Below are 18709 nucleotides of genomic sequence, written 5' to 3'. Positions count from 1 at the left end.
GTGAATGGCAGGGTGGGCAATCACGACTACGCTTTAGCCATTCGTCGTAATACGCCCATCGCAGGACGCTGGTGGCCGTATTCGTCTTTGGACGAATGGCTCAGACCATTCAATGACAGGGAGCGTGATCGTCATGGCAGAACATATTCCCCCGCAGAAGCAGGACCGTCAGCCCGGCGTTGAAGGCGAGATGACCCCGCCGGCCGAGTTCATGCATCCCGACTATCGTGGCAGCGCCAAGATGCAGGATCTGGTGGCGATCGTGACCGGTGGCGACAGCGGCATCGGTCGAGCCGCCGCGGTGCATTTCGCTCGTGAAGGCGCCGATGTGGCCATCATGTATCTTGATGAGCATGAGGACGCCGAAGCCACGCAACGGATGATCGAAAAGGAAGGGCGACGAGCGCTCTTGATTGCCGGTGACGTGGCCGATGCCGATTTCTGCCGTCAGTCGGTGCAGCAGGTGGTCGATACTTTTGGCAAGCTCGATGTGCTGGTCAACAACGCCGCCCAGCAGGTGCTGCACAACCGCCCCGAGGAGACCTCGGACGAAGAGTGGCGGCGCACCTTTGACGTCAACATCCACGGCTATTTCTATATGGCCAAGGCCGCCATCCCGCATCTGCGCGAGACGAAGGGCACGGTGATCAACACCACCTCCGTCAACGCCTTTGCCGGCAATGCCAACCTGCTGGCCTATACCACCACCAAGGGCGCCAACGCCGGGTTTACCCGCGCGCTGTCAAAGATGTGTGTCGGTGACGGCATCCGCGTCAATCAGGTCGCGCCCGGCCCGATCTGGACGCCGCTGATTCCCTCTACCATGGGGGCGTTCGATGAAGAGATGGTCGAGGACTTCGGCAGCCAGTCGCCGATGGGGCGTGCGGGTCAACCGTCAGAGCTGGGCCCGGCCTATGTCTATCTGGCCTGCCGCGACAGCAGCTACGTCACCGGTCAGACCATCCACGTCAACGGTGGCATGATCGTCAACGGCTGACAGACACGGTGTCTGCCTTTTGGTGGAAGAATGGTCGAACAAAAAACGGCGCCACACGGGCGCCGTTTTTTTATCCTGGTCGATGTCTGAATCAGCGTGAATGATCCGCCTCTGATTCGTTGGCCGCGATACGAGGTTGATCGGCTGGTGAAGGGACCTGTGCATCTCGCGCCAGTTTTCCCATGGCCACGACGCCCGCCGGTAGTGTGATCTCCCGAGTCTCATCAATGTCTGTCGCAGAATCTGCCAGGCTGACCCGGTAATGACCGCCTTCAAGTTGCCACTGGCGCTGCGCGCTGTCATAGCGGGCAAACTGGCGTGGGTCGATCTCGATGCTCACCTCTCGCGATGCTCCGGGGGGGAGCTCAAGACTCTGCCAGCCGCCCAGCCGGGCCGGTGACCCATCGGGGGCGTGCACGTAGAGCTGTGGCGTGGTGCGACCTGTATGATCGCCACTGTTGGTCACGGTGAAGTGAGCCGTCACTTGCTGTCCATTACGCTCAAGACTCAGATCATGGCGCTTAAAGGTGGTGTAGGACAGGCCATGGCCGAAGGCGTACAGCGGTGTCTTGCCTTCGCGTTCGAACCAGCGATAGCCCACGTCAGCCCCTTCGCGGTTGTAGTCGACATCAAAAAAGGCGCTGTTGCCGATGGTCTGGCCGGGCACTTGTGGGCGTGGCAACTGATCATCACTCTGCGGAAAGGTGACCGGCAGTCGGCCCGAGGGGTTTTTCTGCCCGAAAAGCACATTGGCAATGGCTTCTCCGCCGCGCTGACCCGGATACCAGGCCTGCATGATGGCGGCCACATCGTCACACCAGGGCATGGCGACCGGTCCGCCGGTTTCGAGCACGACAACGGTGCGGGGATTGGCCTTTGCCACCGCCTCGATCAGGGCATTCTGATGGCCTTCCAGCGCCAGGCTGTTCATGTCCATCGTCTCGGAGGTCCACTGCTGGGCAAAGACCACGGCCACGTCACTGTCACGGGCCTGCTGGACAGCGGCGTCGATGTCATCACCCGGGCTGAAGGTGACCTTTGAGTCTGGAGCATGAAGACCGATGGCGCCCAGAGGAGAAGATTTTGGATAGAGCCGCTGGGTGTTGACGCCTTTTGGCGGCATGAGATCGGGCATGGCGTCGCCATCCATGGGGACGACCGCGGCCGAGCCACCGCCGGCAATGACCGCGCGATCGGCATGAGCGCCGGTCACGCTGATGCGCTTGTCCCGGGTGGCCTCCAGTGGCAGGACATCGTCGTCGTTTTTCAACAGCACCATGGCATTTTCGGCGATCTTCTGGGCCACATCGGCATTGGCGCCCTTATCGATGGGCGCACCGGTTGCAGGGTGATCCACGATGCCGGCGGCGAAATAGCTGCGCAGGATGCGAAAGGCCATGTCATCGATACGCTCGCGAGGCACCTCGCCGCGCTCGACGGCTTTCTCCAGTGGCGCACCGAAATAGACCACGCCGTCAAAGTCCTCGGCGGCCGACTGCTGATCCAGCCCGGCGTTGGCAGAGGGGGCGCTGGAGTAGACCGCACCCCAGTCGGACATCACAAAGCCCGGATACCCCCACTCGCCCTTGAGCACCTGATTGAGCAGGTAGCCATTTTGACAGGCATAGTCACTGTTGACCCGGTTATAGGCGCACATCGTCGCGCCCGGGTGGCTGTGCTCGAGCGCATAACGGAACGAGAGCAGATCGGACTCCTGCAGGGCCTGATCGCTGATGTTGGCACTCAGCTTGTGGCGCCCGGTCTCCTGGGCGTTCATGGCAAAGTGCTTGATGGTCGACATGACATGCTGGCTTTCGATGCCGTTGATCTTGGCGGCGGCAGTCAGACCCGAGAGCAGCGGGTCCTCACCGGGCATTTCATAGTTGCGCCCGGCGCGCGGGTCGCGTACCAGGCCCGCCGTGCCGCCCAGCAGCACGTTGAAGCCATAGTGGCGCGCCTCGCGGGCGATCATGGCTCCGCCCTGATGGGACAGTTCGGGCTGCCAGGTGGCGGCAGCGGCCAGCACCGAAGGAAGCGCCGTGGCTTCCCGATCGGGATCGATCCAGCCGGGATTGGTCACCCCCAGATCGGCATCGGTCTGCTGCTGGGCCGGTATGCCCAGCCGGCTGACGCCCGGCACAAAACCGGCGGAGCCGATGGCCCCTCGTACCTGCTGGGTGGCATCCATGGGCGCAGCGAAATCCCCCACCAGCAGCTGCATCTTCTCGGTCGTGGTCATCTCTTCCAGTACGGCGCGCGCGCGCTCATCGGCGCTGCGGCTCTGATCCATCCAGGGCGCCTGGGCCAGGCGCTCGCTCAGGGCCTGCTCGGCCTGGGCCAGCCGGCCGGGGCGCTGGTCCGGCACTGGCGGCATCTGGGTGGCCAGCGTCTGGGCGCTGAAGAGAAGAGCGGACAGCGAAATGACAGGCAGGAAAAAGCGTTGGCGCATGCGTAAGGCGTCTCCGGAAATCAGGATGGCCGGCCCGGCAGCATTGAGGCGAGCACGGGGCAGTCAACAATGGGACTACCTTAGTCGTATGGCCGGTGGTTTGCTGTATCGAAACGTCAGTATTTGCCAGCAACCATGAGCGAGTGTGAACCGTCGTCAGCAGGCGCAACGAACAGGTCCAGGGCCGCTGCGTCATCAGCGCCTGTCCGGGGAGCGGTCATGGTCTGTTCCGTCTTTTTGTGAGGTCTTGTGTCGGTCTTTTTTGAAGCTTAAAAAAACGTCGGCGCGACGGCCGTGACCGACAATTTTTCATCCACCCACAGTCCCTGGCGCCACTTGTCAAAGGTCAGGCACGGATGGGAGGCGCCAAAGGCGATCACGTCCTCGATACGGATATCGGCGTGATCGGGCACGCGCAGGAACGTGTGCTGATCCATGATGTGAAACACCTGCCAGTCGGTGACCTCGCGCACACACCGGCCATCGCGATACAGCCTCAGTGCCATGGGCAGGTCCGGGTCGCAGGAGATATCGCGCTTGCCCATGGCCACGATCGCAAGACCCGGTTCGGGCAGTGACTGTACCTGCGCGAAGACCTCCAGCGCCGGTTCAAGTGCGCCTTCAAGTGCCGGGTGACGCTCGCTGACCGCCTCCATTGCCTCGCGATAGAGCCGGTGGTCGTGGGTCACGTAGCAGCCCGGGCGCAGCACCGGCGTGTAATGTTCACGCAGCTCGGCCTGATCAAAGGCCTCGGCGATCAGGTCGAACCATTTCGACCCTGACGCCGTGACGATCGGGCGCTCAACGGCCAGCGCGCCGCTGTCATGAAGGTGTCTGACGGTCTCCACCAGCCGCTGACCATAGGCGCGCACGTCCTCCAGCGCATGGTCACCACCGATCATGCCTTCATACCCTTCGATGCCTGCCAGCCTCAGGGCCGGGGCCTGCCGGATGGCCTCCACCAGCGTGGCCAGCTCTGAGCTGTCACGCACGCCGCAGCGTCCGCCCGGGACGCCCAGCTCGATCAGCACCTGAAGCTGCTGACCAGATGCCGCGAAAAACTCGTTGAGAACGCGCACGTTATCGGCGTGATCCACCGTGCAATAAAAATCCAGCCCGTTTTCGATCATTCGGGCGATCAGCGCCATGTTGGCCTGTCCGATCAGTTGATTGGCCATGAGAAGGCGTTTGATCCCGTGAGCAAAGGCCGCCGCACACTGTGTCGCGGTAGCCAGCGTGATGCCCCAGGCGCCGGCCTCGATCTGGCGTGAAAAGAGCGCCGGCATCATGGTGGTCTTGCCGTGCGGCGCCAGGCGGGCGTGATGGCGATCGGCAAAGCGCTGCATCCAGGCGATGTTGTGCTCGATCACTGTCTGGTGCAGCACCATCGCCGGCAGGCTCACGCCGGTGAGCAGGTGATCATCGAGGATCAAACTGCCCTTCTGAGGGAACTGGCCTGCGGCAGACGAGAGCGAAGGGGTATGCATGGTGGGGCGCTCCTGATGGGATATTGGTGTTGTTGTCATCGGGCGCCAAAAGGCGCCGTCAGGGTCGGTAACGCGTCTGGCGGCGCAGGTAGTCATGGATGGCAGCAATGTCCTGCTCGCCCAGCCCGGCATTGACGGCGTCGCGCCAGATTTCGCTGATGCGGACCAGTCCCGGCAGGTCAGTATCACCGGCGGCCTCCAGGGCGAGCCGGGCATCCTTGAGCCCCCACTCCAGGGCCATCTGGGCGCTGTATTCGTCTCCCCCGATCTTGTCGAGCTTGGCCTTGACGTAGGGCGCCGCCAGCGGACCGCCATCAAGCACCGACCATAGTTCATCGGTGGAAAAGCCAAGCCGCTCAGCCAGCCGCGCGCTTTCGGCAATGCCCTGCATCATGTGAATCAGCCAGGCGTTGACGATGAGCTTCATGCGTGAGCCGCGCCCGGCATCTCCCAGCCAGACCACGCGTTTTGAAATGGCGTTGAACACGGTATCGATGCCATCGGCGGCCGTTTGATCACCGCTGGCCAGTACCGAGATGGTGGCCTGCTCGGCCGGGGCTTTCGTGCCGGACACCGGGGCATCGATAAGGACCACGTCCGGGCGGGTCGCTTTGACCTCGCGAATCAGGGTTTCGGTCTGTTCCACGCCGATGGTGCCCATCTGGATCACGACGCCCTTTTCGGGCAGATGGGCAAGGGCGCCGGACTCGCCCAGCAGCACGTCACGGGTGGTCTCGACATCGGGCAGCATGGTGATGACAAAGCGTGCGCCGCTGACAGCGTCACTGGCGCTGTCAGTGTTGAGAGCGCCCTGCTTGGCCAGGTCATCGCCACGCGAGTGGGTACGGTTCCAGACCCGCACCGACAGATTGTTTTTCAAAAGGTTGGCAGCAAAGGCGTGGCCCATGGCGCCCAGACCGAGAACCGCGACGGTAGTGTCGTGTGACATGTGTCAATGCTCCTGTGATGGTGTCAGACAGATGGCACCAGCGTAGACCGGGACAGGGGCGGCGGTCATGTCCGGTCTGAAACGACAGCGGGCGCCCTGTGAAAAGGACGCCCGCTGAATGGCCCGTATGAGGTGCCTTCAGACGCTAGGCCAGCGCTGCGAAGACGAAAAACAGCACCAGAACGATGGCAGCAACGATCACGATCAGAAGCCTCGGGTCCTTCATGGCATTGTCCTCCTCGGGCCTTCTGGCTGTGAATTATTCACTATCGGCCTGCGAATAGAGCACGCGCGTGCGCAGGGTGTGATTGACTTCGCGCAGGGCGTTAAGCGCCTGTTCACCATAGGCCTTGTCGACATCGATGACCACGTAGCCGACCTCTTCATTGGTCTGCAAGAACTGGGCAGAGATGTTGATGCCTTCATCGCCCAGCACATGGTTGATCTCGGAGAGTACACCCGGCACGTTGGCGTGAATGTGCAGCAGGCGATGCTTGTCCGGGTGCGACGGCAGGGCGACTTCGGGGAAGTTGACCGAGGTGATGGTCGTGCCGTTGTCGGAGAAGGTGATCAGCTTCTCGGAGACCTCGACGCCGATGTTCTCCTGCGCTTCAACCGTGGAGCCGCCGATGTGCGGCGTCAGAATCACATTATTGAATTTGCGCAGCGGCGAGACGAACTCTTCGTCGTTGCCCTTGGGCTCGACCGGGAAGACATCGACGGCAGCCCCCAGCAGTTTGCCGGATTCGAGCACCTCGGCCAGCGCCTCGATGTCCACGACCTTGCCGCGCGAAGCGTTGATCAGATAGCTGCCCTGTTTCATCAGCGCCAGCTCGTCACGACCGATCATCCAGGTGGTCGCCGGTGTTTCGGGCACGTGCAGGGTGACAACATCGGCGCGCGCCATCAGCTCCTGCAGGCTGCCGACCTGGCGGGCGTTGCCCATGCCCAGCTTGGTGATGGTGTCGTAATAGATGACGTTGAGACCGACCGATTCGGCCAGCACCGACAGCTGGGCGCCGATGCTGCCATAGCCGACGATGCCCAGCGTCTTGCCGCGGGCCTCGAACGAGTTGCTGGCGGATTTCAGCCAGCCGCCCTCGTGGGCGCGGGCATTTTTCTCGGGGATGCCACGCAGCATCATGATGGTCTCGGCCAGCACCAGCTCGGCCACCGAGCGGGTGTTGGAGTAGGGCGCATTGAATACCGGGATACCGAGCTTGAGCGCGGCCGGCAGATCGACCTGGTTGGTGCCGATGCAGAAACAGCCGATGGCGACCAGACGCTCGGCGGCGCTCAGCACACGTTCGTTCAATTGCGTGCGCGAGCGAATCCCGATGAAATGGGCGTCACGGATCCTTTCGATCAGATCCTCTTCGCTCAGCGACGTCGTCAGACGCTCGATGTTGCTGTAACCGGCATTCTGAAAGTTGTCCACGGCGGACTGGTGGACGCCCTCGAGCAGCAGAACCTTGATCTTGCTCTTGTCCAGAGACGTTTTAGCCATGTGCGCATCAACCCTTTAATCGGCTGGCCTGAGGGAAAGTAGGAAGAGATGGCGGGCGCGGCCCGATCTCGGCCGAAATCAATCGGGCATCGATATGACAGCGGGCGAGGCTGCCCGGATGGCCCGGCTCGGCGGGGCGCTTATCCTACCATGGTCGTGGTATCGGTGCATGGACTGCCATGGCAGGCCCGGTTGAAGGATTCGCGGGTGCCGGATGAATGCAATGCATGTGACGAGGGGTTCGTTCGCCTGTTTCGGTCTGCCCGCATACGCGCCCCGGGCGGCGTCAAATCCATGACGGATGTGTATACTTGCAGGCTGTCGGCCGTGACCGTCTGCCGACATTTCGATCTCAAGCCATGTATCGGCGCTACAGGATGACGCATGACACGACGGCCCGAGTCCGCCCCCTTGAATGATCAAAGCGCTGCGGCGCCATCAACCGCCGCGGTGCAGACGCCTTCCGATTTCGCCGGCGCCCTGACCGCCCTTGAAGGTCTGGTCAGGCGTCTCGAATCGGGAGAGCTGAGCCTTGAAGCCTCGCTGGAGGATTTCGAGTGCGGCATCGCGCTGGTGCGAGATGCCCGAACGCGACTCGAACAGGCCGAACTGCGGGTGCAGCAGCTGCTGGAGCAGGGTGATGGCACCCTGGTGTCGCCGGATGACACCTCGCAGGATAACGATACATCGCAGTACAACGACGCATGACGGGGGAGACATGACGGTGGACACGGCGGGTGTGGATGTCGGCGCCCTGATGACAACGCTGCGCGACAGGGTCGAGGCGCGGCTGGGCGACGTGCTGGAAAACGCGGCACCGGTGCAGGCGGCACGGTTTGAGGAGGCCATGCGCTACAGCGTGCTGGGCGGCGGCAAGCGCCTGCGCGCCATCCTGGTCTATGCGGCCGGTCAGGCGCTGGAGGCCGATGACGCAGCGCTGGATGCCCCGGCCGTGGCCATCGAACTGATCCATGCCTATTCGCTCGTGCATGACGATCTACCCTGCATGGATGACGACGATCTGCGCCGCGGGCGGCCCACCTGCCACCGCGCCTTTGACGAGGCCACGGCGCTGCTGGCCGGTGATGCCCTGCAGACGCTGGCCTTCGAGGTGCTGGCCGAGACCCGTCAGCCGCGAGCGGCCGAGATGGTCGCAACGCTTGCGCGCTGTGCCGGTCGCGCCGGCATGGCCGGTGGCCAGGCGCTGGATCTGGACGCTGTGGGCCGTCAGCTCGATGTCGAGGCGCTGATGGCCATCCATCATCACAAGACCGGTGCTCTGATCGAGGCGGCCCTGTCGCTGGGGGCACTGGCGGCGCCCAGCGTACAGCCGGTGCACCTTGAGGCTCTAAGCGACTATGCCCGCGCCATTGGGCTGGCCTTCCAGATTCAGGATGACATTCTGGATGTCACCGGCTCCACCGAGGTGCTGGGCAAGACCCAGGGGGCCGATGCGCTGCGCGACAAGCCGACCTATCCGGCCCTGCTGGGCCTTGAAGAGGCACAGCGCCGAGCGCGTGACCTGCTCAACCAGGCGCTGGCGGCGCTGGCACCGCTGGGGGCCCGCGGCGCCACGCTGGCCGCACTGGCACGCTATATGATCGAGCGCGACCACTAGGACAAGACGCCCCCGGCTGCGGGCCGGCACGACATTTTTTGATGTCCCGGGGTTAGACAGGACCAGGGACAGGATCCTGATAGGCCATTGAGGCGCTATGAAGCTGTTTGACGACATTCCCACAAAAAGACCGGCCACCCCGTTGCTCGATCGTATCGAGGCGCCTTCGGACCTGCGCAGTCTCGACGAGCAGCAGCTCCTGCGTCTGGCCGACGAGCTCAGGGCCTATCTGCTCTACAGCGTCGGGTGCACGGGCGGGCATTTTGGTGCCGGCCTCGGGGTCATCGAGCTGACCATCGCGCTGCATCAGCAGTACAACACCCCGCACGACCGGCTGGTCTGGGACGTGGGGCATCAGACCTATCCGCACAAGATTCTCACCGGTCGGCGCGAAGCGATGGACTCCATGCGCCGCTATCAGGGGCTGGCGGCGTTTCCGCGCCGCGAGGAGTCCCCCTATGACACCTTCGGCGTCGGCCACTCCAGCACCTCCATCTCGGCTGCGCTGGGCATGGCGCTGGCGGCGCGCACCCGCGGCGATAACCGGCGGGTGTGCGCGGTCATCGGCGACGGCGCCCTGACTGCCGGCATGGCATTCGAGGCGCTGGCGCATGCCGGTCATGTCGATGCCAACATGCTGGTGGTGCTCAATGACAACGAGATGTCGATTTCGGAAAACGTCGGCGGCATGGCCACCTATCTGGCGCGCATTCTCAACAGCGGCCCCTATGTGGCCGCGCGCGAGGGCAGCAAGCGAGTGCTCTCGCACCTGCCGGGCGCACTCGATATCGCTCGGCGCACCGAGGAGCACGTCAAGGGCATGCTGACGCCGGCCACGCTCTTTGAAGAGATGGGCTTCAACTATGTCGGCCCCATCGACGGACATGATCTGCCGCTTCTGATTCGCACCCTGCGCGATCTCAAGAACCGCAAGGGGCCGCAGTTTCTGCATATCGTTACCCGCAAGGGCAAGGGCTTTGAGCCTGCCGAGGGTGACCCGATCGGCTATCACGCCATCACCAAGCTCGAAAAGGACAAGGTCGAGACACCGGCGGTGCCGGCGCCGAAGAAGTTCAAGTTCTGCAACGTCTTCGGCCAGTGGCTGTGCGATACCGCCAGCCACGACCCGCGTCTGGTCGGCATCACGCCGGCCATGCGTGAAGGCTCCGACATGATTCGCTTCTCGAAAGAGTATCCGGAGCGCTACTACGACGTGGCGATCGCCGAGCAGCACGCGGTGACGCTGGCCGCCGGCATGGCCTGTGAAGACGTCAAGCCGGTCGTGGCGATCTATTCCACTTTCCTTCAGCGTGGCTACGATCAACTGGTGCATGATGTTGCGGTGCAGGGGCTGGATGTGACCTTTGCCATTGACCGGGCCGGTCTGGTAGGGGAAGACGGTGCCACCCACCACGGCACGCTGGATCTCACCTATCTGCGCTGCGTGCCGGGTATGGTGGTCATGGCGCCCAGTGATGAGCGCGAGTGCTATCGCATGCTGACCACGGCCTATCAGTACGAGGGGCCCGCGGCGGTGCGTTATCCGCGCGGAACAGGGCCGGGCACGGCCTTCGAGCCGGGGCTTGAGCCGCTTGAAATCGGCCGCGCCGACCTGCGTCGCGAAGGTCAAAGGGGGGAGCAGGGCGTGGCGCTGCTGGTCTTTGGCAGCCTGCTGACGCAGGCGCTGGAAGTCGCCGAGCGTCTTGATGCCACGGTCTATGACATGCGCTTTGTGAAGCCGCTGGACAGCGAGGCCATTCTCAAGGCGGCGGGCGATCACGGACTGGTGGTGACGATCGAGGAAAATGTGATTGCCGGCGGCGCAGGCAGCGGCGTGGGCGAGCTGCTGGCGGCTTCCGATGTGCGCACGTCACTGCTGCATCTGGGCATTCCCGATCATTTTATCGAGCACGGCACGCCGGGCGAACTGCTGGCCGAATGCGGTCTGGACAGTGAGGGCATCGAGGCCTCGATTCGGCGCCGCCTGAGCCGCTAACGCTCTTCATTCATCAAAAAAGAACCGTCTCATGCTGATTGTTATCTTCATTGCCGCCATGATCGGCTACGCCATCGGCCGACTACCGGGACTGCTGATCGGCGGCGTACTGGGCTACGCGCTGGTGCGCTGGCTGCGCGCCAAACTGATCGGGAAGCTGGCCGAGCGCCAGACCCGTTTTCTCTCGGCCACCTTCTCGGTCATGGGGGCCATGAGCCGGGCCGATGGCGAGGTCTCCGAACATGAGCGCCGCAGTGCCGAGGCGGTGTTTGATCGGCTCAATCTCAACGACGCTCAGCGCACGCAGGCGCGCGCCGATTTCGAGCGCGGCCAGCAAACGGGCTTTGATCTTGATGCCGAACTTGCCGGGCTGCGCCAGATCGTCGGCGCGCAGCGCGGGCTGTTACAGGTCTTTTTCCAGGTGCAGCTGGTGGCGATGGCCGCCGACGGCCGGGTCGAGCAGTCCGAGCGCGACATGCTGATGCGCGTGGCCCGCGGACTGGGCTGTTCACAGGAGGAGATCTCGCGTCTCGAGGCGATGCTCAACGCTGCTGCCAGCGGCGGTGGCACCCAGGAGAGCGCCCAGCCGCTGGAGGATGCCTACCAGGTGCTGGGCGTGTCGTCCGAGGCCACGGATGCCGAGATCAAGCGGGCCTATCGCAAGCTGATGAGTCAGAACCATCCCGACAAGCTGGCCGGCAAGGGGATGCCTGACAGCATGCGCCGCATGGCCGAACAGCGTACCAGCGAGATCAGCAACGCCTACGAGCGTATCCAGCAGGCTCGCGGCCAGGGCTGAACCCGGCCGCCGCGCGCTTCAGGTACTCGCCTGACCAGCGCTTTCACCGTGTCGAATATCGTGAAAGCGCTGTTCCATTTCCCGGCGCAACTCGCGTCGTCTCAGGCCCGACTCAAAGCGCTGGCGCTCGACGTCGGTTGCCGGCTCAAGCTGGGGCACCTCTACTGACGCCCCGTCATCGCCGACCGCTACCATGGTGAAGTAGCAGCTGTTGGTATGGCGGACCACGCCGGCGCGAATGTCTTCGGCGATGACCTTGATGCCGATCTCCATCGAGGAGCGTCCGGTGTAGTTGACCGAGCCCAGAAAGGTGACCAGCTCGCCGACATGGATGGGCTGGCGGAACATGACCTGATCCACCGACAGGGTTACCACGTACTGCCCGGCCCAGCGGCTGGCGCAGGCGTAGGCCACCTCATCAAGATATTTCAGCAGCGTGCCGCCATGAACCTTGCCGGAAAAGTTGGCCATGTTCGGCGTCATCAGCACGGTCATGGTGATCTGGTGGCGCGGTGTATCCATTCCCTCTCTCGCTTCTTATCGTGTTGTCATGATCGAACCCTGGGGGTCGAGCATACCTCATCCCTGCCCGACTGCGGGCGCTATCGTCATGGCAGAGGCGTCCGAGAGCATAGCGTTCGTCATTCATCCATCGCGAAGCGACATATCGCAGAGCGTCATGGCTTGCAGAGTGTCATGGCGGTGAGGGCGCAGGACTCGAGCCACCCACCGTACGCTATCCATGGCTGTATGTGCTGATTGAACCTGTGGGGGTGTGTCTCAAACCCGGTTCAGGGGCGTTCACGGTCGACGTCGCTGGCGGGTTCGAACTGATCAAGTGCCATCATGTGGCCGAGTTTGCCGGCCTTGGTCGACAGATACTGCTCGTTGTGGGCGTTGAGGCCGGTCGTCAGCGGCACGCGCTCACTGATTTCGATACCGGCGTTTTGCAGGGCGAGAACCTTGCGCGGGTTATTGGTCATCAGCCGCAGCCGGGTGATGCCCAGCTGTTCCAGCATTGGAATACAGATGTCGTAGCGGCGCATGTCGGCTTCAAAGCCGAGCGCCTCATTGGCCTCGACCGTATCGGCCCCGCCATCCTGCAGGTGATAGGCGCGAATCTTGTTCATGAGCCCGATGCCGCGGCCTTCCTGACGCAGATACAGCAGGGCGCCGCGGCCCTCTTCGGCAATGCGTTTGAGGGCAGTCTGGAGCTGATAGCCGCAGTCACAGCGCATCGAAAAGAGCGCGTCACCGGTCAGGCACTCGGAATGCACCCGCGCGAGTACGGGCTCGCCATCGGCCACATCGCCCAGCGTGAGGACAACATGATCCTTGCCGGTCTCGTCATCTTCGAAGCCATGCATGGTAAACGTGGCCCAGGGCATGGGCAGACGAGAGCTGGCGATATATCTGATCGTCACGGTAACCTCATGAAATATTGATAAGCCGTCCCGGCTTCTGAAGATTATCCTGGCAGGGCAGGTTGCATTTATCTATACGTGCGGCGCGGCGTCCTGCCTGCGCCTGCAGCGAAATGCAATCAATCATATTGCACCATGATGGTCCCTCCTGCAGCCGTACTGTCTACGCTACAATGGAACAACATTTTTTCGCCGGATGATCTTGTCTGCATGACTCTTGAAAATGATCGCTTTTTGCGCGCTCTGGCGCGCCAGGACGTCGACCGCACGCCGGTCTGGATGATGCGTCAGGCCGGCCGTTATCTGCCTGAATATCTCAGGGTCCGCAAGCAGGCGGGCAGTTTCATGGACCTGTGTCGCAATCGGGACATGGCCTGCGAGGTGACTCTGCAGCCGCTGGAGCGCTTTGATCTGGATGCGGCCATCCTGTTCTCGGATATCCTTACCATCCCTGATGCGATGGATCTGGGGCTCTACTTCGAGCCGGGCGAAGGGCCGATGTTCAAGCGCCCGGTTCGCGACGCGGCAGCCATCAACGCCCTCAAGGCGCCCGATGCCGATCGCGATCTCGACTACGTCATGAACGCTGTCTCCACGATCCGGCGTGAGCTCAACGGCCGCGTGCCGCTGATCGGCTTTTCGGGCAGTCCCTGGACGCTGGCCACCTACATGGTGGAAGGCGGTCCCAGCAAGGACTTTCGCCACGTCAAGGGGCTGCTTTACGGCGATCCGGCGGCGCTGCATCAACTGCTCGATACCCTGGCCACCGCCGTCACCGACTATCTCAATGCCCAGATTCGTGCCGGTGCTCAGGCCGTGCAGATTTTTGACACCTGGGGTGGGGCGCTGTCCACGCCGGCCTACAAGGCCTTTTCGCTGGCCTACATGGAAAAGATCGTGCGCGGTCTGATCCGCGAGCACGACGGCCGCCGCGTGCCGGTGATCGTCTTTACCAAAAACGGCGGTCAGTGGCTGGAAAGCATCGCTGACATCGGTGCTGACGGCGTCGGACTGGACTGGACCACCGAAATGAGCGACGCCCGTGCCCGGGTAGGGAGCAAGGTCGCGCTGCAGGGCAATCTCGATCCGTCGGCGCTGTTCGGCTCGCCGCAGGTCATTCGCGATGAGGTGGCGCGCATTCTGGAAAGCTTTGGTCCGGGCAACGGCCACGTGTTCAATCTGGGCCATGGCATTTCCCAGTTCACCCCGATCGAGAACGTGCAGGCCTTCATCGAGGCGTTACATGAACTCAGCCCCCAATACCATCGCGAATAACGCCGCAACACCACCAGCGACCCCGGATAGGCCGGGTCAGCTGGTGGTCTTTGATGGTGACTGTCCGCTGTGTCGCCGGTCGGTGCATTTTATCCTTGCCCATGAGGCCCGGCCGGTCACCGCCCTGGTGACCCTGCAGTCCGCGCTGGGGCATCGGCTGGGCGAGCACTTCGGCGAGGACGCCGAGGATCTGGACAGCATGTGGCTGATCCGTGACGGCGCCCTTTATCGCGACAGCGATGGGCTCTGGCGCACGGCACAGTCGCTGAAGGCGCCCTGGTCAGCGGCGGCCGGTCTGCGCTGGGTGCCGACACCGCTGCGTGATGGCCTCTATCAGCTGGTGGGGCGCTATCGTAAACGGCTGGCCAGCGACCCCGGCATGGGCGGCGCCGTTCAATACCGGCTTCTGGAGACACTGAGCCAGGCGCAGTGTGCTCGTCTTTCCCTGCCGGCCTCACTGGCAGACGCCTGATCGGCGCTGTCATGGTGCAGGGCCAAAGCCCCGGGGGCCATTGTGGAACATCACGGCCACCGGGCCGGTCGCCCGGCTGATGCCAGAGCGTTTTGACAATATTCCCTTTCCCTTCAAAAACAGCGCTCTGACGCTGTTTTTGCGCATTCTGGAACGCTCCTTGCAACACCGTATGGACGTCGCGGGCCTGTGTGCTCGCGTCGCATCATTCAACAACCCGGAGTGTTGTAATGAACATGACAATAAAAAGACCGTGGGCATGGGGCGCCACATCGGGGCTGCTCCTGCTCGCCACGATGCTGCCATCGACCTCGTTCGGGGCCACGCTGGATGAGGTGAAAAGCCGCGGTCAGCTGCGCTGCGGGGTCAGCGATGGGCTGGCCGGATTTTCCTCGCCGGATTCGAAAGGGCAGTGGCAGGGCATTGATGTGGATTTTTGCCGGGCGGTGGCCGCTGCGGTTCTGGGAGATCCGAGCAAGGTGACCTTTGCGCCCCTGACGGCCAAGGAGCGCTTCACCGCGCTGCAGTCCGGTGAGGTTGATCTGCTGTCGCGCAATACGACCTGGACCGCCTCACGCGATAATTCGATGGGGCTGACCTTCGCCGGCGTCACCTTCTATGACGGCCAGGGCATGATGGTACGCAAGGATCTGGGCATCTCGAGCGCGAAGGAGCTTGACGGTGCCTCGGTCTGTGTGGCGGCCGGCACCACGACCGAACTCAATCTGGCCGATTACTTCCGCGCCAATGACATGGCCTACAACGCGGTCAGTTTTGATGAGTCCGATCAGACGGCTGCGGGCTTTGACAGCGGACGCTGTGATGTCCTGACCTCCGACTCCTCTCAGCTGGCGGCGCTGCGCCTGCAGCTTTCCGATCCCGACAGCGTGGTCATTCTGCCGGAGCGTATCTCCAAGGAGCCGCTGGGGCCGGTCGTGCGCCAGGGCGACGAGCAGTGGATGAAGGTGGTGCGCTGGACCCTGTACGCCCTGCTTGATGCCGAAGAGTCCGGGATTACCAGTGATAACGTCGATCAGATGCGTGACAGCCCGAAAACGCCCGATGATGCACGTTTGCTGGGCAAGGACGGCAACTTTGGCGAGCAGATGGGGCTGTCCAACGACTGGGCCTACAACATCATCAAGCAGGTCGGCAATTACGGCGAACTCTTTGAGCGTAACGTGGGGGCAGATTCGCCGCTCGAGCTCGAGCGGGGGCCCAATGCGCTGTGGAGCGATGGCGGGCTGCAATACGGTATGCCGGTACGTTGATCATCGGTACTCGCCGCGCCTGACGGCGCGGCGCTTGTCCTCTGAACGGAACAGACCGAATCAACGGCTGGAGACTCATAGCCATGTTGCGCCCCTCCATTTCCATCCCGCGTCGCGGTCGTGGTCCGCTGTGGCGTGACCCGGCGGTACGCTCTCTTGTCTTTCAGGTCCTGCTGCTGGCGACAGTGCTGGGCATTATTGCCTTTCTGGTGCACAACACCATGGCGAACCTGGAGGCCAGGGGCATTCGCACCGGCTTCGATTTTCTCGATTATCGGGCCGGCTTTTCGATCTCTCAGACCCTGATTGATTACTCCAGCAACGCCAGCACCTACGGGCGTACCTTCCTGGTCGGACTGTTCAATACGCTGCTGGTTTCTGCGCTCGGGATTGTCGCCGCCACAATCATCGGTTTTCTGGTCGGGCTGGCGCGCCTGTCGCCCAACTGGCTGCTGGCTCGGCTGGCCGGCGCCTATGTCGAGATCTTTCGCAACATCCCACTGCTGCTACAGATCCTGTTCTGGTACTTCGCGGTACTGCGGTCGCTACCATCACCGCGCCAGAGCCTTTCGCTGCTGGACGGTTTTTTTCTCAACGTGCGCGGGCTGATCATGCCGGCACCCGAGCTACAGCCCGGTTTCATGGCCACCCCGCTGGCGCTGGTTGTTGCGGTCGTGGGGACGATCCTGCTGGTTGTGATCGCGCGCCGGCATCAGGCGGCAACGGGCCGGCGCTGGCCGGTGCTGCCCTTGAGCCTTGCACTATTGATCGGCCTGCCGGCGCTGGTGTTCTGGCTGACCGGCGCTCCGCTTGCGTGGTCGGTACCCGAGCTTGCCGGTTTCAACTTTCGCGGCGGCATGCAGGTGTTGCCTGAGCTGGTGGCACTGTGGATGGCGCTGTCGATCTACACGGCCGCCTTCATTGCCGAGATCGTGCGTTCGGGCATCCAGTCGGTGCCGCGTGGCCAGACCGAGGCGGCACGCTCGCTGTCGCTGCCCGGAGGGCTGACCCTGCGCCGAGTCATCATTCCTCAGGCGATGCGGGTCATGGTGCCGCAGGTGACCAGTCAGTATCTCAATCTGATCAAGAATTCCTCACTGGCCACGGCCATCGGCTATCCCGATCTGGTGGCGGTGTTTGCCGGCACCACGCTCAACCAGACCGGCCAGGCCATCGAGGTCATGACCATGACGATGGCGGTGTATCTGAGCATATCGCTGATCGTGTCGGCGCTCATGAATCTCTACAACGCGCGCATGTCGCTCAAGGAGCGTTGAGATGGCAGCCATTTCACGCGATACCAACGAGACGCTCATTGCGTCACGTCCCCCGCCCACGCCTCAGGGAGGCATGGTGTCCTGGCTACGCACGCGGCTTTTTTCAGGGCCGGTCAACAGTGTGGTATCGCTGGTGACGCTGCTGTTGATCGTGCGTCTGATCTGGCCGGTTATCGACTGGGCCCTGATCGAGGCCGACTGGACAGGCAGTTCGCGTGCCGACTGCAGCGGAGAAGGCGCCTGCTGGGTGTTCATTTCGACGCGCTGGAGCCAGATTGTCTATGGCTTCTATCCAATGGCCGAGCGCTGGCGGGTGGATATCGTGCTGGCACTCTTTTTCATGCTGATCGCCTGGCTGGTGATCCCCCGGTTGCCGGCAAAGAAGATCGCGGCGCTGCTGGGACTGGTCGTCTTGCCGATCGTGGCCTGGGTGCTGTTGCTGGGCGGCCTGTTCGGGCTGCCCCATGTACCGACCCGTGCCTGGGGCGGGCTGATGCTGACCCTGACCATTGCAGCCGTCGGCATCGTGGGCTCATTGCCGCTCGGTGTGGTACTGGCCCTGGGGCGGCGTTCGGAAATGCCGCTGGTGCGGGCCATGTGTGTGATCTTCATCGAGTTCTGGCGCGGCGTGCCGTTGATTACGGTGCTGTTCATGTCATCGGTGATGCTGCCGCTGTTCGTACCGGCCAATGTGGAGTTCGACAAGCTGCTGCGCGCGCTGATCGGCATCATGCTGTTCTGGAGCGCCTATATGGCGGAAGTTGTCCGCAGCGGGCTACAGGCCATCGACAAGGGGCAGAGCGAGGCCGGTGCCGCGCTGGGGCTGGGGTATTGGCTGCGGATGCGTCTGATCATTCTGCCCCAGGCGCTCAGGCTGGTGATTCCGGGCATCGTCAATACGTTCATTGCCCTGTTCAAGGATACCTCGCTGGTGTTGATCATCGGCCTTTTCGATGTGCTTTCCATCATTCAGGCAGGGCTGACCGACAGTGCCTGGCTGGGCTTTGCCACCGAGGGCTATGTCTTCGCGGCTCTGGTGTTCTGGGTGTTCTGTTTTGGCATGTCGCGCTACAGCCAGATCCTCGAGCGCCGTCTCGACAAGGGCTATCAGCGCTAACAACCATCATCATCACCACGGCACGGGAGTGTCGTGGTTCGGGAGTGTCTGTCATGAACGATCGCCAGCAA

16 protein-coding genes are annotated in these 18709 nt (G+C 62.8%); 10 read left to right on the top strand and 6 right to left on the bottom strand.

Going from position 1 to position 18709, the window contains the following annotated elements; all coding sequences use genetic code 11:
• Positions 1 to 133 precede the first annotated feature (133 nt).
• Positions 134 to 997, top strand: coding sequence for an SDR family oxidoreductase (locus BM079_RS07205; RefSeq protein ID WP_090133241.1), 864 nt, complete (start codon positions 134 to 136; stop codon positions 995 to 997).
• A 91-nt stretch (positions 998 to 1088) separates the two neighbouring features.
• Here BM079_RS07205 and BM079_RS07200 read toward each other — a convergent pair whose 3' ends face one another.
• The 4 genes from BM079_RS07200 to serA all read right to left on the bottom strand — a co-directional run bounded on the left by BM079_RS07200 (position 1089) and on the right by serA (position 7389).
• Complete coding sequence (locus BM079_RS07200; protein WP_090132370.1) at positions 1089 to 3446, bottom strand: beta-glucosidase family protein; 2358 nt, start codon at positions 3444 to 3446, stop codon at positions 1089 to 1091.
• 269 nt (positions 3447 to 3715) lie between these two features.
• Positions 3716 to 4933 (bottom strand): amino acid deaminase, encoded by a 1218-nt coding sequence (locus tag BM079_RS07195; protein ID WP_090132367.1) that lies wholly within the window; start codon positions 4931 to 4933, stop codon positions 3716 to 3718.
• A gap of 58 nt (positions 4934 to 4991) precedes the next feature.
• Positions 4992 to 5882, bottom strand: a complete 891-nt coding sequence (locus BM079_RS07190) for an NAD(P)-dependent oxidoreductase (RefSeq protein ID WP_090132365.1) — start codon at positions 5880 to 5882, stop codon at positions 4992 to 4994.
• A gap of 259 nt (positions 5883 to 6141) precedes the next feature.
• The gene (gene serA / locus BM079_RS07185; RefSeq protein ID WP_090132363.1) at positions 6142 to 7389 is read right to left on the bottom strand and encodes a phosphoglycerate dehydrogenase; all 1248 of its coding nucleotides are present in this window, start codon (positions 7387 to 7389) and stop codon (positions 6142 to 6144) included.
• A 384-nt stretch (positions 7390 to 7773) separates the two neighbouring features.
• Here serA and xseB point away from each other — a divergent pair, with 384 nt between their 5' ends.
• The 4 genes from xseB (at position 7774) to djlA (ending at position 11802) form a co-directional block, all read left to right on the top strand.
• Complete coding sequence (gene xseB, locus BM079_RS07180; RefSeq protein WP_090132360.1) at positions 7774 to 8097, top strand: exodeoxyribonuclease VII small subunit; 324 nt, start codon at positions 7774 to 7776, stop codon at positions 8095 to 8097.
• Positions 8098 to 8107: 10 nt separating this feature from the next.
• Positions 8108 to 9007 (top strand): (2E,6E)-farnesyl diphosphate synthase, encoded by a 900-nt coding sequence (ispA, locus tag BM079_RS07175; protein ID WP_090132358.1) that lies wholly within the window; start codon positions 8108 to 8110, stop codon positions 9005 to 9007.
• A gap of 97 nt (positions 9008 to 9104) precedes the next feature.
• Positions 9105 to 11003: a 1-deoxy-D-xylulose-5-phosphate synthase gene (gene dxs / locus BM079_RS07170; RefSeq protein ID WP_090132356.1), complete on the top strand. Its 1899-nt coding sequence runs from the start codon at positions 9105 to 9107 to the stop codon at positions 11001 to 11003.
• Between the two features lie 31 nt (positions 11004 to 11034).
• Positions 11035 to 11802: a co-chaperone DjlA gene (gene djlA, locus BM079_RS07165; RefSeq protein ID WP_090132354.1), complete on the top strand. Its 768-nt coding sequence runs from the start codon at positions 11035 to 11037 to the stop codon at positions 11800 to 11802.
• A gap of 18 nt (positions 11803 to 11820) precedes the next feature.
• Here djlA and BM079_RS07160 read toward each other — a convergent pair whose 3' ends face one another.
• Complete coding sequence (locus BM079_RS07160; protein ID WP_090132352.1) at positions 11821 to 12324, bottom strand: acyl-CoA thioesterase; 504 nt, start codon at positions 12322 to 12324, stop codon at positions 11821 to 11823.
• A gap of 269 nt (positions 12325 to 12593) precedes the next feature.
• Positions 12594 to 13226 (bottom strand): GTP cyclohydrolase II, encoded by a 633-nt coding sequence (gene ribA, locus BM079_RS07155; protein ID WP_090132350.1) that lies wholly within the window; start codon positions 13224 to 13226, stop codon positions 12594 to 12596.
• Between the two features lie 210 nt (positions 13227 to 13436).
• Between ribA and hemE the strand changes: the two genes are divergently transcribed.
• The 5 genes from hemE to BM079_RS07130 all read left to right on the top strand — a co-directional run bounded on the left by hemE (position 13437) and on the right by BM079_RS07130 (position 18638).
• Positions 13437 to 14501: a uroporphyrinogen decarboxylase gene (gene hemE, locus BM079_RS07150; RefSeq protein WP_090132347.1), complete on the top strand. Its 1065-nt coding sequence runs from the start codon at positions 13437 to 13439 to the stop codon at positions 14499 to 14501.
• Entirely contained in the window at positions 14470 to 14973 is a 504-nt protein-coding gene (locus BM079_RS07145; protein WP_175489630.1) for a thiol-disulfide oxidoreductase DCC family protein, read from the top strand. The genes hemE and BM079_RS07145 overlap by 32 nt, the downstream gene beginning before the upstream one ends.
• Before the next feature lie 236 nt (positions 14974 to 15209).
• Positions 15210 to 16244: an amino acid ABC transporter substrate-binding protein gene (locus tag BM079_RS07140; protein WP_090133239.1), complete on the top strand. Its 1035-nt coding sequence runs from the start codon at positions 15210 to 15212 to the stop codon at positions 16242 to 16244.
• Between the two features lie 83 nt (positions 16245 to 16327).
• On the top strand, positions 16328 to 17521 hold the full coding sequence (locus BM079_RS07135) for an amino acid ABC transporter permease (protein WP_090132344.1): 1194 nt from the start codon (positions 16328 to 16330) through the stop codon (positions 17519 to 17521).
• A 1-nt stretch (position 17522) separates the two neighbouring features.
• Positions 17523 to 18638, top strand: a complete 1116-nt coding sequence (locus BM079_RS07130; RefSeq protein WP_090132341.1) for an amino acid ABC transporter permease — start codon at positions 17523 to 17525, stop codon at positions 18636 to 18638.
• The last annotated feature ends 71 nt before the right edge of the window (positions 18639 to 18709 follow it).

Source organism: Kushneria avicenniae (genome assembly GCF_900112585.1).
GTDB classification, from domain to species: Bacteria; Pseudomonadota; Gammaproteobacteria; order Pseudomonadales; family Halomonadaceae; genus Kushneria; species Kushneria avicenniae.
This window is presented reverse-complemented; position numbering and strand designations above follow the sequence as displayed.

Coding starts and splice junctions, on each gene's coding strand:
- BM079_RS07205 (WP_090133241.1), top strand. CDS start 134: ATGGCAGAACATATTCCCCCGCAGAAGCAGGACCGTCAGCCCGGCGTT.
- BM079_RS07195 (WP_090132367.1), bottom strand. CDS start 4,933: ATGCATACCCCTTCGCTCTCGTCTGCCGCAGGCCAGTTCCCTCAGAAG.
- djlA (WP_090132354.1), top strand. CDS start 11,035: ATGCTGATTGTTATCTTCATTGCCGCCATGATCGGCTACGCCATCGGC.
- ispA (WP_090132358.1), top strand. CDS start 8,108: ATGACGGTGGACACGGCGGGTGTGGATGTCGGCGCCCTGATGACAACG.
- dxs (WP_090132356.1), top strand. CDS start 9,105: ATGAAGCTGTTTGACGACATTCCCACAAAAAGACCGGCCACCCCGTTG.
- hemE (WP_090132347.1), top strand. CDS start 13,437: ATGACTCTTGAAAATGATCGCTTTTTGCGCGCTCTGGCGCGCCAGGAC.
- BM079_RS07190 (WP_090132365.1), bottom strand. CDS start 5,882: ATGTCACACGACACTACCGTCGCGGTTCTCGGTCTGGGCGCCATGGGC.
- xseB (WP_090132360.1), top strand. CDS start 7,774: ATGACACGACGGCCCGAGTCCGCCCCCTTGAATGATCAAAGCGCTGCG.
- BM079_RS07200 (WP_090132370.1), bottom strand. CDS start 3,446: ATGCGCCAACGCTTTTTCCTGCCTGTCATTTCGCTGTCCGCTCTTCTC.
- BM079_RS07140 (WP_090133239.1), top strand. CDS start 15,210: ATGACAATAAAAAGACCGTGGGCATGGGGCGCCACATCGGGGCTGCTC.
- BM079_RS07130 (WP_090132341.1), top strand. CDS start 17,523: ATGGCAGCCATTTCACGCGATACCAACGAGACGCTCATTGCGTCACGT.
- BM079_RS07145 (WP_175489630.1), top strand. CDS start 14,470: ATGAACTCAGCCCCCAATACCATCGCGAATAACGCCGCAACACCACCA.
- BM079_RS07160 (WP_090132352.1), bottom strand. CDS start 12,324: ATGGATACACCGCGCCACCAGATCACCATGACCGTGCTGATGACGCCG.
- BM079_RS07135 (WP_090132344.1), top strand. CDS start 16,328: ATGTTGCGCCCCTCCATTTCCATCCCGCGTCGCGGTCGTGGTCCGCTG.
- serA (WP_090132363.1), bottom strand. CDS start 7,389: ATGGCTAAAACGTCTCTGGACAAGAGCAAGATCAAGGTTCTGCTGCTC.